The organism is Lachnoclostridium sp. An76 (genome assembly GCF_002161355.1).
Classification (GTDB): Bacteria; Bacillota; Clostridia; order Lachnospirales; family Lachnospiraceae; genus Mediterraneibacter; species Mediterraneibacter caccavium.
Genome location: NZ_NFHL01000006.1, coordinates 1 through 15,012, shown reverse-complemented (window position 1 = coordinate 15,012; position 15,012 = coordinate 1). Strand labels below are relative to the sequence as shown.

The window sequence follows — 15,012 nt, the reverse complement described above, 5'->3', positions numbered from 1 at the left end:
CAATTCTGAGAATTTCTTCTCAATTATTTCATCACTATGTTGATGATCTTCTTCGGTACATAAATTTCCTTGACCACATTCCCTGTCAGCTTGCCTGCGATCGCTTCTTTTCCTGCCGCGATGGCTTCTTCTTTGGACGCCTCTGCCGGAATGCTCACAACTGCTTTTGTCTTGCCGTTGATCTGTACCGGGATCTGGATCTCGTCATCCTTCATGGCTTCCTCGTCATAGGCCGGCCATCCTGCCTTGAACACGGTCTCTGTGTGTCCGAGCTGTTCCCACATTTCCTCTGCAAAATGCGGCGCGAACGGGGAGATCAGCACTGCGATCGTCTCCAGGGTCTCTTTGTCAATGCCGCCCTCTTTCTTCGCGAGCTCGATGAATTTATTATTGTACTCCATGAATCCGGAGATAACCGTATTCAGGCTGAAGCTCTCCAGACGTGTCGTGATGTCGTACACCATTCTGTGGCGGAGCTTGATCATTTCTTTTGTCGCCTTGATGTCCTGATCCTTGCTGTCCATGAGCAGTGTCCAGAGACGCTTCAGGAAACGGTTTACTCCGTCGATCCCCCTGTCGTCCCACTCTGCGTCCAGCTCCGGCGGTCCCACGAAGAGCTCGTACATCCTCAGGGAGTCGCAGCCGTAGTCACGCACAAGGTCGTCCGGGGAAACGACGTTTCCTTTGGACTTGCTCATCTTGATCCCGTTCTTTCCTGTGATCATTCCCTGGTTGAACAGCTTGTGGAACGGCTCATCAAAGTCGATCACGCCGATGTCACACAGGAATTTTGTATAGAATCTGGAGTACAGCAGATGAAGCACCGCGTGCTCAACGCCGCCGATGTACATATCCACCGGGAGCATCTCGTCCGCCTTCTCGCGGGATACCAGTTCCTTGTCATTGTGGTTGTCCACATAGCGCAGGAAATACCAGGAAGAGCCAGCCCACTGCGGCATGGTGTTTGTCTCTCTCTTCGCAGGCTTTCCGCACACCGGACACTTGCAGTTCACCCACTCGTCGATCGCTGCCAGCGGAGACTCTCCTGTCCCGGTCGGCTCGTAGGACTCTACATCCGGCAGGCGCAGCGGAAGCTCTTCCTCCGGCACGGGCACAGCGCCGCAGTCCGGGCAGTGTACGATCGGGATCGGCTCGCCCCAGTAGCGCTGGCGGGAGAATACCCAGTCGCGGAGTTTGTAATTCACAGTCGCGCGGCCGATGCCTCTCTCCTCGATGATGTGGGGAGCTTCTTTTTTAAGGACTGCGGATTCCATCCCATTCCACTCGCCGGAATTGATCATGGTTCCTGCTGCCTCTGTATATGCCTCTGTCATGTCCTCGATCTCTTTGCCGTCCTTTGCGATGACCTGAACGATCGGGATATCGAATTTCTTCGCGAACTCAAAGTCGCGGTCGTCATGAGCCGGCACGCACATGATGGCTCCTGTACCATAATCTGCGAGCACATAGTCAGAAAGCCAGATCGGAGTCTTCGCGCCGTTCAGCGGGTTGATGGCATAGCTGCCTGTAAATACACCGGTCTTCTCCTTATCCTGCATACGATCTACGTTTGACTTCATGGAAGCCTCGTAAATGTATTTTTCTACCGCGTCTTTTGTCTCCGGAGTAGCAAGGGACTGCGCCAGCTCATGCTCCGGGGCCAGTACCATAAAGGTCGCGCCGTAAAGCGTATCCGGTCTTGTCGTGTAGACTGTGATCTTCTCGTCCCTGCCCTCTACCGGGAAATCAACCTCTGCTCCGTAGGATTTGCCGATCCAGTCTGTCTGCATCTTCTTGACCTTCTCCGGCCAGTCCAGTTTATCCAGGTCATTTAACAGACGGTCCGCATATTTCGTGATGCGCAGCATCCACTGGCGCAGGTTCTTCTTGGTCACCTCTGCGCCGCAGCGCTCGCATTTTCCGTTTACGACTTCCTCGTTTGCAAGGCCTGTCTTACAGGACGGGCACCAGTTGATCGGGAATTCCTTCTCATAAGCAAGACCCGCCTTGAACATTTTTACAAAGATCCACTGCGTCCATTTGTAGAAATTCGGATCCGTGGTATTTACTTCCATATCCCAGTCATAAAGCGCTGCGATATCATTGATCTGCTTCTTGATATTCGCCACATTTTCCGCTGTGGATTTCGCCGGATGCACGCCCATCTTGATGGCGTAGTTCTCAGCCGGGAGACCGAAAGCGTCCCATCCCATCGGATGGACGATATAATAGCCCTGCTGCAGTTTATATCTGCTCCATACGTCAGAGATCACATACCCTCTCCAGTGTCCGACATGAAGTCCGTTTCCTGACGGATACGGGAACATGTCCAGGCAGTAATATTTCTGCTTCTTGTTTCCATTGTCATCCAGACGCGGGTTGACCGGGTTTTCCTCCCATCTCTCGCGCCATTTCTTCTCGATCGCTTTGTGGTTGTACACAATCTTTGTGCCCATGTGATGATTCCTCTCTTTCTCTGATCTTACCCTGTGCCTGCCGCAGTCTTCGGATCGGACGGGGAAATTTCCCGTCCGGCCAATCCTTCGATCAATCCCCGGATATCCGGGCGAAGCACATAAAGAAAAGCCTCTCCTTCTTAGTAAACTAAGAGACGAAAAGGCTTCATTTCCGTGGTACCACTCTTCTTCACCTGTCCGGGACAGATGCACTCATTGATCCTGTAACGGGGATTCCCGCTCTCATCTACTCATACCCTCCGCCCTTCTTTCAAATACAAAGCACGGACTTCTTTTCAACAAGAGAACTCAAAGGCCAGTTCAGAACTTACGCTGCTGCCTCGCACCATCCGGCAGCTCTCTTAAAACGATACGCTCCTACTCTTCCTCTTCTAAGTCTTTGTCACAATACTCATTCATTATAGGTAGAATGTTAAAATAAGTCAAGATTTTTTTCACTGATCCGATCCATAGGAGTTTAATCGTTGGATAACAAGTCAGCCCATTGGTGCATTAACTCCATTGCCTGGGCAGAATCCCTCTCTTTATAAGCAATATGGAGATCATATAAAATATATCCGTCAACAATGTAACCATCCAAACACAAATAATCACTCTCCCTGGCAGGTGTGTTTATGATATGACATTGCTTATTGCTGTTAGTGGTGTAGTACGATTCCTCATATTCTGCGCCTGCTGGGTCACGGACTCCGCAGATAAGTTCTTCGTCATAATTTTCAGTATAAATCTGCGAAAAGAACTGTACTCTCATATCATTGATAACATAAGCCGTTTCGAGATTCAGGGATAAGATTTGTCCCTTTTCATTTCCCATAATGCTTAATGTAGTCTTTTGCTCCTCAAAATCCCGCAATGATGCGGGCCAGCTCTCTGGCTTCGATCTCATCTTCCACGGTTTTCCGGTCAGCGATACAGCCCTCGATTTCCTCTAAGGCAATCTTATAATGTCCGCTTCGTTTGGCCGCTTCCTTCCTCCAATAGATTTTGAGCGAAATGTTCCGCACGATTTTCACAATGTAGGCTAACAGCGGGTTAGGGCGTACCGGGGGTATGGCGTTCCATGCGCCTAAGTAAGCATCGTTGACACATTCCTCCGCATCCTGCCTGTTGTTCACGATGTTATACGAGAGATTGTGACAGATTTTTCCGTATTTCATGTCCAGCTCCCGTATGCCTTGTTCTGACCGTTCAAAGAACATGTCTATAATTTTTTCATCATCTGTCATCTCACCGCCTCCTAGTATGATAATGGTGTAGTCAATAATGACTACGGGTTAATAGTTACAAAGTCTAAATGAATAACTGAAGGAGGGATTCTCTCTCCATCAGAAGTTATTGTTCCTTACCGTGTCTGAGGCTTCCATGATGCATCAGATCAGATCATGAGGTATAATCACTGAGGCAGGGCGATTGACGACGCCTCCTTGGGACCCGGCCTCCCGCCGGGGAAACCTCTTAGAAAGTCTGTCTGTCCATTCGGTGGTGATTTATGGTTTGGCTGGTTGGGAAGCCTCAGGCTATACCTGTATAAGCCGCTAGGTTGTGTATCCACCTTTTGGAAATGGATGCCTGCCGGAAAGGATGTTTACTATGCATTACAAAAGATTACTTACATTGATTGACAGCGTTTCTTCTTACCTCTCTGTCGGCCTTGATGTTGGCGCTGATTTTACCTGGATGTCTATTGCCCTCCCTAACGGTTCTTTTATCGGGAAGCCCTTTAAGATCGTCCATTCTGATCCAAGGTCCAGAGACCTTGCTGTCGCAAAAATAAAAGAAGCACAAGAAACGTATTCTCTCAAAAGCCGCTGCTTCCTTGAGTCTACCGGGATCTACCACATCCCGCTCCTGTGCTTCCTTCGTGATAAGGGGTTTGACTGCTCAGTCATTAATCCTATCATCACTAAGAATAGCACAAATATCAACATAAGGAAACTGCATAATGATAAATTCGACTCGAAAAAGGCTGCCCTTGTCGGCCTGAACGTTTCTCTTAAGACTTCCATCATTCCGGATGATTCCGTTGTCGATCTGAGGAACCTGGTCCGTGATTACTATTATTTCAAGGACCTCCAGTCTGCTGTCGCCCTCAAACTTACTGCGGAACTGAAAGTGTCTTTCCCCGCTTATGCGAAAGTCTTCAGCAAAGTCACCACACAGTCTTCCTTAAAGCTGCTAAGCTCTTATCCTCTTGCTGAAGACATGCTTGCCGCTTCTAAAGACGATATCGTGAAGATCATCCGCAGCACAGCACGTTTTGGCGAAGCTTATGCCCTGCGTAAGTATGACACCATCATTGCTGCCGCACAGGATGCTGCTGTTTTCGGAAGGGCGCTTCCAAGCAATGCTGTCCGCATTCGCCTTTATATCGATACTTACCAGGAATACCAGAAGCATCTGGACGCACTCCTGAAGGCGCTCCACGAGACGGTCGACCGGCTGCAGGATACTTTGATCTACGACCAGATCTGCCTTCTGCAGTCCCTGCGCGGGATCGGTTTCTTAAGCGCAATCGTCCTGATTGCGGAGATGGGCGATTTTAAACTTTTTTCTTCCCCGAAAAAGCTTTATGCTTACTTTGGGCTTGATCCTGCCGTCAAACAGTCTGGGAAACTCAATGGCGATAAAGTCCATATGTCCAAACGTGGCTCCAGCCTTGCCAGACGGGTCCTTCACATGGTCGCGCTCAATAACGTAAAAGTTGATAAGGGAAGCGGCACGCCTGTGAATCCTGTGGTTTACGACTATTACACCCGGAAGTGTTCCGGCAAGAAAAAGACGGTAGCAATGGGCGCTGTCATGCATAAAATCTGCAACATCATTTTTGCCATGCTTCGGGATAACAAACCCTTCGAGGTCATCACTCCGGAGGAGCACTGCAGGCGCTTTGCCGCAGAGCATCCAGATAAGATACGAAAAGCCGCATAATCAGCACGGCATTCTCAATATTTAGTTTGCGACCAATCCAATATATCGGAATGGTCTGTTAAGGTTACCATTTTTTGCGCTATTGTAAAAAATTAATTTTTTTCATATCACCTCTTGACATTTCTTAGCTGGACTTTCCGGCTTCACCTATATACTACGGTCTTAGCGGTGAATACTACATCACATCCAAAAATTTTTTAAAATATATAAAACTCCATCGTAAACGCCACGCCCGTTTCCGCATCCCATGGAAATCCCCGCCCCGGACAGAGTATGAAATGCTCCGGAAGACCGTATTCTGTATGGGTGAGGGAGACAGGCTTTCCGCCGGCAGAAACCGGACGGCTTTCCCGATCTACGCTTCATCAATGGATGTCTTCGCAAAGGGAAGCAGCATGTTTTTACGGGCTGACGGATCAGCGGATTTAGAAAGCAGCTTTAAACTGGCCGGAACAGCCTCCGGGTAATGTGCCCAGACCCGCGGATAAAACTTAATCTTGAAATCAACCACTTTCTGCAGTAGGTCCAACCGCGCAAATGCTTTTTCCTTGTTGGCGTCGCCGTTTGACAGCAACAGCCGTTCATAGAGAGAGCTGTCAATCTGCCGCTTCAGCTCCCGGACCGACCAGCCGGAATTGATGGATTCCTGCTCATAAAAGTTGCGCTTGTTAGTATCGGAAAAGCTCAACAGTTCGCAGTAGTGGGACCAGGACAATTTGCCAGACGGTATCTGGCATTTTTCATAGGCCAGATAGAACGCCCGCATATTTTGGAGATTGGACCGTGAAAAGCCTTTGCCAAACTCCCGCGTCAGTTCCCTGGAAAGTTCTTTCAATGTCTGCTGCCCGTATTCCGCGCGAATCTGATTTTGCTATTCATATTCCACGATAATCCGCCCAATATTCCAATAGGTTGTCAGCAGCTGGGCGTTGACTTGCTGCGCGACCGTTTTTCTCGCTTTTTCCAACAGTTCCCGGATTTCCAGGACCATCAGATTGTCCCGCGTGATTTGATTTTCCATATACACACCTCCACCTAACCTGCCGCACCGGGCGGAGAGGATTATTTATTATCAGTATATCCTATTTTTGCGGGAATGCAAAATGCCGCAAAGACGCATTTTTATCCGTACACATTATCCTGAATAGCAAATTTCAAATCCTGCACCTTGCCCAGCAGCCAGATTGCCGCCAGCGGCAGACCATAGGGCTGTACTGCGGGGCCGGCCTGCGGCTGTCCCAGCTGCACGGCATCTTGCACATGGATGAACAGCTCCCGTTTTGTGGACCACTTCCCCAAACCTTGTGAGTCGCTATGGGGTTCGTCGGCAACTACGCCCCTTTTGGACTTTCACCACAGACTGACGGCATGCCCGTCATACTGAAAAAAGGGCGTCTATCAAAATCTGATAAACGCCCTGTTGGGAATGAACTTGTTATTCAATTTTACTGAGTTTCTAACGCAGTCAGAATCTCTCCGACGTCGCCATTCACGCAGATAGATTTTCTTTTGATCTCATCGGGCGCATACGCTTCACCATAATTCAGACAGGCATACGTCGCGTCCGGCCAATCATGCGTCATCCGCCAGAAACTGTACTTTACTATGCTTGGCGTATTGTAGCCAACAGCTAACTCCAAAAACAGAACTTTTTGATTGCGATGGTTTTGCAAAAATTCCTCATATTGCTCAGCGGCATGATACCAGCCCATATCTTCGACAAAGGTATCATCGGCGCGCAGGTTCATGCTCATGGGTTTATGACAATGCGGGCAGTATGGAATCAGTTCAGAGGGAACTTCCATCTTCAGCTTTATTCCATCCGGCACATAGAGATTGCCATCTTTAGCAAAAGCAAAACCTTGCGCCGCCACCATTTTGCGAACAGCAGTTTCATTATCGTAGGTTTCATTATGGCATGGCACACTGCACTGCCACAGGCCGTAGTCGCCCTGGGTGTAGAATAGCCGGTGTTTGTCGAATCCGACTTTCTGGAATTGATGATCCACGTTGGTGGTTAGAACAAAATAGTCTCTGTTTTTCACCAGCTCGTACAGTTGGCTATATACCGGCTTCGGCGCATCCATATAACGGTTGATCCAAATATGCCGGCTCCACCAGGCCCAATGTTCCTCCAGGGTGTCAAACGGATAGAAGCCGCCGGAATACATATCTTGAATCGGATACTTCTCAGCAAAGTCATAGAAGTATTTATGAAACCGTTCGCCCGAATAGGAAAGACCAGCAGAAGTGGAAAGGCCCGCGCCCGCGCCGATGATAATGGCATCCGCCGTATCCAGCTCCCGTCCAAGCTGGGCCAGGCTATCATAATAACTGCTGATAGATCTTGTAGTCATTGTCCTTGAAAACATTAAAGATCACCTCCATCTGACCTGGATTTTCTTTCTGCCATTCCCCAACTGTCTTTATGGCAATTTCTGCTGCCAGCCTGTTCGGAAAATGGAATTCACCTGTGGAAATACAGCAGAAGGCCACGCTGCGCAGCCCGTAAGCTGACGCCAGTTCCAGACAGGAACGGTAACAGTCTGCCAGCAGTTTTCGGTCTGTCTCCGTAACACTTCCATATATAATGGGGCCTACCGTGTGCAGCACATAGCGGCAGGGAAGGTTATAGGCTTTTGTGATCTTTGCGCTTCCCGTCGGCTCTGCTTCCTGCCCTGCCATAATGGATGCGCACTCCGTTCTGAGCTGTACCCCCGCATACGTGTGGATGGCATTGTCAATACAGCCGTGGCAGGGGACAAAGCAGCCCAGCATCTGACTGTTCGCCGCATTGACGATCGCATCCGCGGCGAGCGTGGTGATGTCTCCCTGCCAGAGGTAAATTCCCGGCCGGACAGGGCTTAAATCCTCGATCCGGGTTACTCCCCTCTCTGCCAACCGTTCCTGCAGATAAGCATCCTGAACCGTCAGGAACTCACTGCTCGCAGGGATAGGAGGCCGTACATTAATCAGACTCCGCAGAAGACGCCGCTTCTCCGCCGAGCTGACCGGGATTTCCAGATTCTCGTATTCTTCTCTTTCATTCAGCAGCCAGCGGATCAGGAAATCCGCCCGCTGCTCCTGTGTAACAAGTTTCTCCATGGATCAATCTCTCCTTTCTGCTGCCCCTGCGGAGAACCGTAAGTCTGTCTGCTCCGATTTCTTTCCCTATTATTCTCTTACCACGCTGATACGTTTCTGGATGTTATTTCCGTTTACAGCCTCATCCACCATTGCAATGGCGTAATCCGCATAGCTGATGATACTTTCACCCCTGGAATTGAGGGTCAGTTCCTCTCCTCCCAGGATGTATTTCCCGGTGCGCTCGCCCTCTGCCTGGAAATCCCCTGCCGGGCTGATATATGTCCATCTCACATCCCTGCGTTGGCGAAGCTCAGAAAGCGCCTTTGCCATCGCGCCGGCCAGCGGTTTGAAGCCATCCGGAAAGTCCGGACCGTCAGCCACACATGCGGTATGTTCCGGATTGACGTACAGGCTTCCCGCGCCGCCTACAACAAGCAGACGGGTATCCGTGCCGGAGAGGATGTCACACAGGTGCTTCAGTGATGTACTGTGAAGAGAAAGCGTGTCCTCCGTCCATGCGCCGAAAGCATCGATTACTGCATCAAAGCCCTTGAGATCATCAGCAGTCAGGTCGAACAGGTCCTTTTTCAGGACTTTCTGCGCTGCTGTCTCATTATCCCCGCGGACAACGGCAGTGACATCGAGACCTCTGTTTACTGCTTCTTTTACGATGAGTTTACCGGCTTTTCCATTTGCACAAATTACTGCGATTTTCATTTTGAATTCCTCCTTAAATATCAGATCATAGTTTTACTTTGAGCTTTGGCTCGGCCGTTTTCCTCAGCTCTTGACTATATTATAGGAAGAATGGTTTCAATCGTAAAGTAAGCACTTTTTTGTGCTGTAGTTACCTGTAGGAAACAATTGCGATTTTCTGCGCTGAATCTTGATTTTCTTTTCCTCTTGTTATATGATTTTTATAGTTTTTACGATATGATATCAGATCAAAGGAGATATTTCTATGGAAACAAAAACTGTAAAAAAAGAACTCCCGGCCTGTCCGGTTGAGACAACTCTTATGCTGATCGGGGATAAATGGAAAGTACTGATACTGCGGGATCTGCTCCCGGGTACCAAGCGATTCGGCGAACTGAAAAAATCGATCGGAAATGTTTCACAGAAAGTTCTGACCGCACAGCTTCGTGATATGGAGAGCAATGGCCTTGTAAACCGCAAAGTCTATCCTGAAGTTCCTCCGCGGGTAGAATACTCTCTGACAGAACTTGGCCAGAGCCTGAAACCAATCCTTGATGCCATGTGGGACTGGGGCGAAGAATTCAAAGCACACAACGCATGAGCCTGCTGGAAAATCTGTCTTTCACACACAGATTTTACACCCCGCGCTGTACTTTGGGTTCCCAGGGGACGACGGTTCCTGTCTCCAGGCTTTTCTTTACGTCTATCACTCTCTGGTTGGATGACCCGCGGAATACAAGGCGGATGTCTTTGAGCGCTTCCACGAACCGTCCGTCCACGAGTACGTCCAGCATGGAGAGCATCTCATCCGTGTACTCGCATCTTGCGCGGCTCTTACTGAGCAGCTCTTTGTCAAAGAGATATCCGCTGTAACACCAGATATTTTTCTCCGGATACTGCTCCTTCACTTTTCGTAAGAGCCTGACCAGGACTTCCTGGTTCTGAGGCTCAAAAGGCTCTCCCCCGAGGAGAGAAAGCCCGTTGATATAACCGGGAGCCAGGGCTTTCAGTATTTCATCCTCTGTCTCCTGCGTATATTCTTTTCCGTAATCAAAATCCCATGTATCCTGGTTAAAGCACCCCGGACAGTGATGGGTACAGCCGGAAACGAAGAGGGAGACTCTGACTCCCTCTCCGTTGGCAATGTCACATTTCTTTATTTCACCGTAATACATCCTGCCGTCTCCTGCATGGTGTCCGCGCGGCGTCTTTGAATTCTCCATCCGCGCCTGTTCTAAAGGTTGATCTCTCTGTGGATTACTGTTCACTGTAATCGCTGTGGAGCATGGATCACAGGTGGAGCACTCTCTCCTTGATCTCCTGCGTCCTTCCCTGATTCCAGAACTGTGTGCCGATATAGCCGCATGTACGTCTTGCCACATTCAGCGTATCCTGGTTGCGGTTGCCGCAGTGCGGGCACTCCCACTCGAGCTTTCCGTCCTCCGTGGTCACGATCTGGATCTCTCCGTCATAACCGCACTCCTGGCAGTAATCGCTCTTTGTGTTCAGCTCCGCGTACATGATATTGTCATAGATGAAGCGGATCACCTGGAGCACTGCCGGGATATTGTCCTGCATGTTCGGGACTTCCACATAGCTGATCGCGCCGCCTGTGGACAGTGCCTGGAACTGGGACTCGAATTTCAGCTTTTCAAATGCATCGATCTCCTCGCACACGTGCACATGGTAGCTGTTCGTGATATAGCTCTTGTCCGTCACGCCCGGCACGATGCCGAATCTCTTCTGGAGGCACTTCGCGAACTTGTACGTGGTGCTCTCGATCGGAGAACCGTAAATGCTGAATCCGATATTCGTCTCCTCTTTCCACTTGTCACACGCCTCATTCATGTGCTTCATCACATCCAGTGCAAACGGCGTTGCCTCCGGGTCTGTGTGGGATTTGCCGGTCATGTATTTCACGCACTCGTACAATCCTGCATATCCAAGAGAGATCGTAGAGTATCCGCCGTAAAGCAGTTTGTCGATGGTCTCACCTTTTTTCAGCCTCGCCAGGGCGCCGTACTGCCAGAGGATCGGAGCCGCATCGGACAGCGTGCCTTTCAGACGGTTATGCCTGCACATCAGTGCACGGTAGCAGAGATCCAGTCTCTCGTCAAAGATCTTCCAGAATTTCTCCATATCCCCGCCGGATGAAAGCGCCACGTCTACAAGGTTGATGGTCACAACTCCCTGGTTGAAGCGTCCGTAGAACTTATAGTTTCCGTTCTCATCCTTCCACGGGCTTAACGCACTCCGGCATCCCATTACCGGGAAGCAGTTACCTTCTTTGAGCTCTTTCATCTTCTTCTCGGAAATATAGTCCGGCACAAGACGCTTTGCCGTACATTTCGCTGCAAGCTCTGTCAGGTAATAATACGGCGTGCCCTCATCGATATTATCCTCCTCGAGCACATAGATCAGCTTCGGGAACGCCGGGGTCACCCAGACGCCCGCTTCATTTTTCACACCCTGCCAGCGCTGTTTCAGTGTCTCTTCGATGATCATCGCGAGATCCTTTTTCTCCGCTTCGGTCTTCGCCTCATTCAGGTACATAAACACTGTCAGGAACGGAGCCTGCCCGTTGGTCGTCATCAGTGTGATCACCTGGTACTCGATCGTCTGGACACCCTTTGTGATCTCCTTTTTCAGTCGTCTTTCCACGATCTCATCCAGCACCTCTTTCGGATACTCAATGCCCACCAGCTTCATCTCGCTGAGCACCTCTGCACGGATCTTGTCCCTGGACACCTGTACGAACGGAGCCAGATGCGCCAGAGAGATGCTCTGTCCGCCGTACTGGTTGCTCGCCACCTGAGCGATGATCTGGGTTGCGATATTACATGCAGTCGAAAAGCTGTGCGGCTTCTCGATCATCGTCCCGCTAATGACTGTGCCGTTCTGGAGCATGTCTTCCAGATTGACCAGGTCACAGTTATGCATATGCTGCGCATAATAATCCGAGTCATGGAAATGGATGATCCCCGCTTTGTCCGCCTCTACGATGTCCTCCGGAAGGAGCATCCTCTGCGTCAGGTCACGGCTCACCTCTCCCGCCATGTAATCTCTCTGCACACTGTTTACAGCCGGATTCTTATTCGAATTCTCCTGTTTTACATCCTCGTTATTGCACTCGATCAGGGAGAGGATCCTGTTGTCCGTGGTGTTCGCTTTTCTCACAAGGGAACGTTTAAAACGGTATCTCACATACCTTCTCGCCAGGTCAAAAGCGCCTGTGGCCATGATCTGGTTCTCCACCATATCCTGGATCTCCTCCACTGATACCGCGCGGTTCAGTTTATTGCATTTAAATTCCACGAACTCCGCGATATCCTCGATCTGGGAATCGGTCAGGCTTCTGTTTTCTGACGATGCGTCCGCCTTAGTCACGGCAACCACGATCTTTTTGATGTCAAATACTTCCTCTGCCCCGTTTCTCTTAATGATCTTCATTCTGTTCCTCCTCATTTTCCATAATTTCGTCTATGTGGAACAGCGTCCTGCGCCGGCGCTGTTATCCGTCTGGAGTCCATTCTAATACAAAATGTAGTATAATGCAATCCCAAAAACACACGATACAGTATTTTCAGAACTACACGGCCTGACAAAAAGATTATCGGTTTAAAGAAATTATTTACGTTTCTTGTTATACAAATACTATCCGCGGCACAAATTTTCTGTTATTTCAGATCATGCAAAAAACAGTCTGTACTCCCCTCCTTTTCCCGGAGAGGAACACAGACTGTTCCTGACATTTTATCTCCAAAAACACCGGCCGGCTTATTTCATATTTTTAAGCCTGTTAAAATAGTCTTTCGACTCCTTCACGACTACCCCGTTCAGCGCCAGGAGCGCGATCAGGTTCGGGAACGCCATAAGCGCGTTAAAGATATCCGCGATATTCCACACTGCCGCGACCGTCATATACGGTCCGATGAAGACTGCGAGGATATACAGCCACCGGTATCCTGTGACCACGGATCTTTTTCTGTTAAAAAGATACTCGATACACCGTTCTCCATAATAATTCCACCCGAGTATCGTTGTAAACGCAAAGAACACAAGACACAGCATCAGGGAAAATGACGCCACTGCCGACGGGAACGGAAGCCCCTGCTGGAATGCAGCCATGGTGATCTCCACGCCTTCCAGTTCCGGATCCAGCCATGTCCCTGCGATCACTACAGAAAGACCTGTCATGGTACAGATCACGATCGTGTCGATAAATGTACCTGTCATAGACACAAGACCCTGACGCGCCGGTTCTTTTGTCACCGCTGCTGCCGCCGCGATCGGCGCGCTTCCGAGACCTGACTCATTGGAGAAGATCCCCCGCGCGATCCCTTTCTGCATCGCCACGACCATGCTTCCCATCGCTCCGCCTGCAAGCGCGCTTCCCGTAAACGCTGACTTCACGATCGACACCAGCGCAGCCGGTACAGCTGAAAGATTCGTCACAATAATGATCAGACCCAGAGCCACATACAGGATCGCCATAAACGGGACTACCACTTCCGACACTTTTGCGATACGCTTGATCCCGCCGATCACAACCAGCCCTACGCAGACTGTCAGTACCAGTCCCGTGATCACGGTTGCCGCCGAATAATCATTTCCAAACATAGAAAACACGACATGTGACGATTCCGGGTCAAAGAAATTCTTCACCGCAGAGGAAATACTGTTCACCTGAGTGAATGTCCCGATCCCGAACAGGCCCACGCCTGCTCCGAAAAAGGCAAATATCTTCGCCAGCCATCTCCAGTTCTTTCCCATACCGTTCTCAATATAATAGAACGGACCTCCGAGAACATGGCCCTCTTTGTCGATCGTACGGTACTTGATCGCAAGAAGCCCCTCCGCGTACTTTGTCGCCATACCGAAAAACGCTGCAATCACCATCCAGAACAAAGCTCCGGGACCGCCCGCGGCAATTGCGGTTGCAACACCCGCGATATTTCCTGTTCCGATCGTTGCCGACAGAGCTGTGCAGAGTGCTCCGAAGCTGGTCACTTCGCCTTCGCCTTCCTCTTCATTTTTCACCATGAATTTAAACGCCTTGCCGAGATGCCTTACCTGTAAAAGGCCCAGCCGAACTGTGAGAAGAAATCCTGTAAACAGGATGAGAATGATCAACGGCAGTCCCCACACTGCATTGTCGATCACTGTGATGATCTTATCGATCTGCTCTAACATTCCTTTATACCTCCATCCTTTTGCCTGAGAGACTCACGGCATCCGCATGGAGATCCCAGCCGTCCCGCTCTGCCCCGGACCGCTGCTCCTTCCATTCCTGACGCCGTTTACACCTTCGGCGCTCTCCCCCGGTATGACCTGTCCTGCAGATACTTGCGGGGAAAAGACTCTCCTGAGTTTATCTTTCGTGCTTTAGCACGACATAGTACAGAATACCACCGTCCCTTACAAATTTCAAGTGTAAAATCTGTATTTGTGGGGGAGCCGACCGATTGGTGAAACGTCCGAAAACAGTGAAGCGCGGATGTCGAGGACGTATTCAGCGCGGGGATATGGCTGGCATCGGCTCCGCTCCATGAGGCAGGAAAAACTACGAAATCACCTCAACCACCCATATCCCCGCGCTGAAAGGAAGTTTCGAAAAGGCGCTTCGCTGTTTTCTGGTTTCCTCAAGCCGGAAGGTCCCCCGACAAATGCTGCGTTTAAAAATCCTGCATTTGCCTGCGGGGACCTTCCGATCGGATGCGCGCAGAAAACCGTCCCCTTTGATGCGCCTTTCGCGGCGGACGGGGATATGGCGACGGTGACTTGGAGTAATCTGCCGGAAAGACTTAAAGGGAGAAAGCGTGGC

Annotated in this window: 12 protein-coding genes, 2 pseudogenes, 1 riboswitch and 1 other annotated feature; of the genes and pseudogenes, 3 read left to right on the top strand and 11 right to left on the bottom strand. The window is 50.1% G+C overall.

The features are described 5' to 3' along the window. Nucleotides 1-23: 23 nt before the first annotated feature. From leuS to B5G27_RS11115, 3 genes are all read right to left on the bottom strand, one after another. Nucleotides 24-2,456: a leucine--tRNA ligase gene (leuS, locus tag B5G27_RS11125; protein WP_087178949.1), complete on the bottom strand. Its 2,433-nt coding sequence runs from the start codon at nucleotides 2,454-2,456 to the stop codon at nucleotides 24-26. Between the two features lie 148 nt (nucleotides 2,457-2,604). Then, nucleotides 2,605-2,860: a binding site (T-box leader), on the bottom strand. Between the two features lie 74 nt (nucleotides 2,861-2,934). After that, nucleotides 2,935-3,363 (bottom strand): hypothetical protein, encoded by a 429-nt coding sequence (locus B5G27_RS11120; protein WP_143449706.1) that lies wholly within the window; start codon nucleotides 3,361-3,363, stop codon nucleotides 2,935-2,937. Continuing rightward, the gene (locus B5G27_RS11115) at nucleotides 3,317-3,703 is read right to left on the bottom strand and encodes an RNA polymerase sigma factor (RefSeq protein ID WP_087178947.1); all 387 of its coding nucleotides are present in this window, start codon (nucleotides 3,701-3,703) and stop codon (nucleotides 3,317-3,319) included. Before B5G27_RS11115 ends, B5G27_RS11120 begins: the two co-directional genes overlap by 47 nt. Before the next feature lie 364 nt (nucleotides 3,704-4,067). Here B5G27_RS11115 and B5G27_RS11110 point away from each other — a divergent pair, with 364 nt between their 5' ends. Further along, a complete protein-coding gene (locus B5G27_RS11110; protein WP_087178827.1) occupies nucleotides 4,068-5,405 on the top strand; it encodes an IS110 family transposase in 1,338 nt (445 codons plus the stop codon). Nucleotides 5,406-5,946: 541 nt separating this feature from the next. On the opposite strand, the pseudogene B5G27_RS16470 reads toward B5G27_RS11110, so the two are convergent. From B5G27_RS16470 to B5G27_RS11085, 5 genes and pseudogenes are all read right to left on the bottom strand, one after another. Further along, nucleotides 5,947-6,426: pseudogene (locus B5G27_RS16470) on the bottom strand (DUF1016 N-terminal domain-containing protein); the annotation flags it as partial. Nucleotides 6,427-6,527: 101 nt separating this feature from the next. Continuing rightward, nucleotides 6,528-6,620: pseudogene (locus B5G27_RS11100) on the bottom strand (CD1845 family protein); the annotation flags it as partial. A 230-nt stretch (nucleotides 6,621-6,850) separates the two neighbouring features. Continuing rightward, nucleotides 6,851-7,777 carry an SIR2 family NAD-dependent protein deacylase gene (locus tag B5G27_RS11095; protein WP_087178946.1) on the bottom strand — a complete coding sequence of 309 codons (927 nt, stop codon included), beginning with the start codon at nucleotides 7,775-7,777 and terminating at the stop codon, nucleotides 6,851-6,853. Next, nucleotides 7,731-8,510 (bottom strand): protein-ADP-ribose hydrolase, encoded by a 780-nt coding sequence (locus tag B5G27_RS11090; protein ID WP_087178945.1) that lies wholly within the window; start codon nucleotides 8,508-8,510, stop codon nucleotides 7,731-7,733. Before B5G27_RS11090 ends, B5G27_RS11095 begins: the two co-directional genes overlap by 47 nt. Nucleotides 8,511-8,579: 69 nt before the next feature. Beyond that, entirely contained in the window at nucleotides 8,580-9,209 is a 630-nt protein-coding gene (locus B5G27_RS11085; protein ID WP_087178944.1) for an NAD(P)-dependent oxidoreductase, read from the bottom strand. Between the two features lie 244 nt (nucleotides 9,210-9,453). Here B5G27_RS11085 and B5G27_RS11080 point away from each other — a divergent pair, with 244 nt between their 5' ends. Continuing rightward, entirely contained in the window at nucleotides 9,454-9,789 is a 336-nt protein-coding gene (locus tag B5G27_RS11080) for a winged helix-turn-helix transcriptional regulator (RefSeq protein ID WP_087178943.1), read from the top strand. Between the two features lie 34 nt (nucleotides 9,790-9,823). Here B5G27_RS11080 and nrdG read toward each other — a convergent pair whose 3' ends face one another. From nrdG to B5G27_RS11065, 3 genes are all read right to left on the bottom strand, one after another. Continuing rightward, a complete protein-coding gene (nrdG, locus tag B5G27_RS11075; protein ID WP_087179093.1) occupies nucleotides 9,824-10,363 on the bottom strand; it encodes an anaerobic ribonucleoside-triphosphate reductase activating protein in 540 nt (179 codons plus the stop codon). Nucleotides 10,364-10,478: 115 nt separating this feature from the next. Next, a complete protein-coding gene (gene nrdD / locus B5G27_RS11070) occupies nucleotides 10,479-12,638 on the bottom strand; it encodes an anaerobic ribonucleoside-triphosphate reductase (protein ID WP_087178942.1) in 2,160 nt (719 codons plus the stop codon). A gap of 327 nt (nucleotides 12,639-12,965) precedes the next feature. Then, entirely contained in the window at nucleotides 12,966-14,381 is a 1,416-nt protein-coding gene (locus tag B5G27_RS11065; RefSeq protein ID WP_087178941.1) for an alanine/glycine:cation symporter family protein, read from the bottom strand. A gap of 2 nt (nucleotides 14,382-14,383) precedes the next feature. Beyond that, nucleotides 14,384-14,566, bottom strand: a riboswitch (glycine riboswitch). A gap of 119 nt (nucleotides 14,567-14,685) precedes the next feature. Here B5G27_RS11065 and B5G27_RS11060 point away from each other — a divergent pair. Beyond that, the coding region (locus B5G27_RS11060) for a hypothetical protein (RefSeq protein ID WP_143449704.1) at nucleotides 14,686-15,012 on the top strand (327 nt) is incomplete at its 3' end.

Coding starts and splice junctions, on each gene's coding strand:
- B5G27_RS11115 (WP_087178947.1), bottom strand. CDS start 3,703: ATGACAGATGATGAAAAAATTATAGACATGTTCTTTGAACGGTCAGAA.
- B5G27_RS11110 (WP_087178827.1), top strand. CDS start 4,068: ATGCATTACAAAAGATTACTTACATTGATTGACAGCGTTTCTTCTTAC.
- B5G27_RS11065 (WP_087178941.1), bottom strand. CDS start 14,381: ATGTTAGAGCAGATCGATAAGATCATCACAGTGATCGACAATGCAGTG.
- B5G27_RS11080 (WP_087178943.1), top strand. CDS start 9,454: ATGGAAACAAAAACTGTAAAAAAAGAACTCCCGGCCTGTCCGGTTGAG.
- leuS (WP_087178949.1), bottom strand. CDS start 2,456: ATGGGCACAAAGATTGTGTACAACCACAAAGCGATCGAGAAGAAATGG.
- nrdD (WP_087178942.1), bottom strand. CDS start 12,638: ATGAAGATCATTAAGAGAAACGGGGCAGAGGAAGTATTTGACATCAAA.
- B5G27_RS11085 (WP_087178944.1), bottom strand. CDS start 9,209: ATGAAAATCGCAGTAATTTGTGCAAATGGAAAAGCCGGTAAACTCATC.
- nrdG (WP_087179093.1), bottom strand. CDS start 10,363: ATGTATTACGGTGAAATAAAGAAATGTGACATTGCCAACGGAGAGGGA.
- B5G27_RS11120 (WP_143449706.1), bottom strand. CDS start 3,363: ATGAGATCGAAGCCAGAGAGCTGGCCCGCATCATTGCGGGATTTTGAG.
- B5G27_RS11095 (WP_087178946.1), bottom strand. CDS start 7,777: ATGTTTTCAAGGACAATGACTACAAGATCTATCAGCAGTTATTATGAT.
- B5G27_RS11090 (WP_087178945.1), bottom strand. CDS start 8,510: ATGGAGAAACTTGTTACACAGGAGCAGCGGGCGGATTTCCTGATCCGC.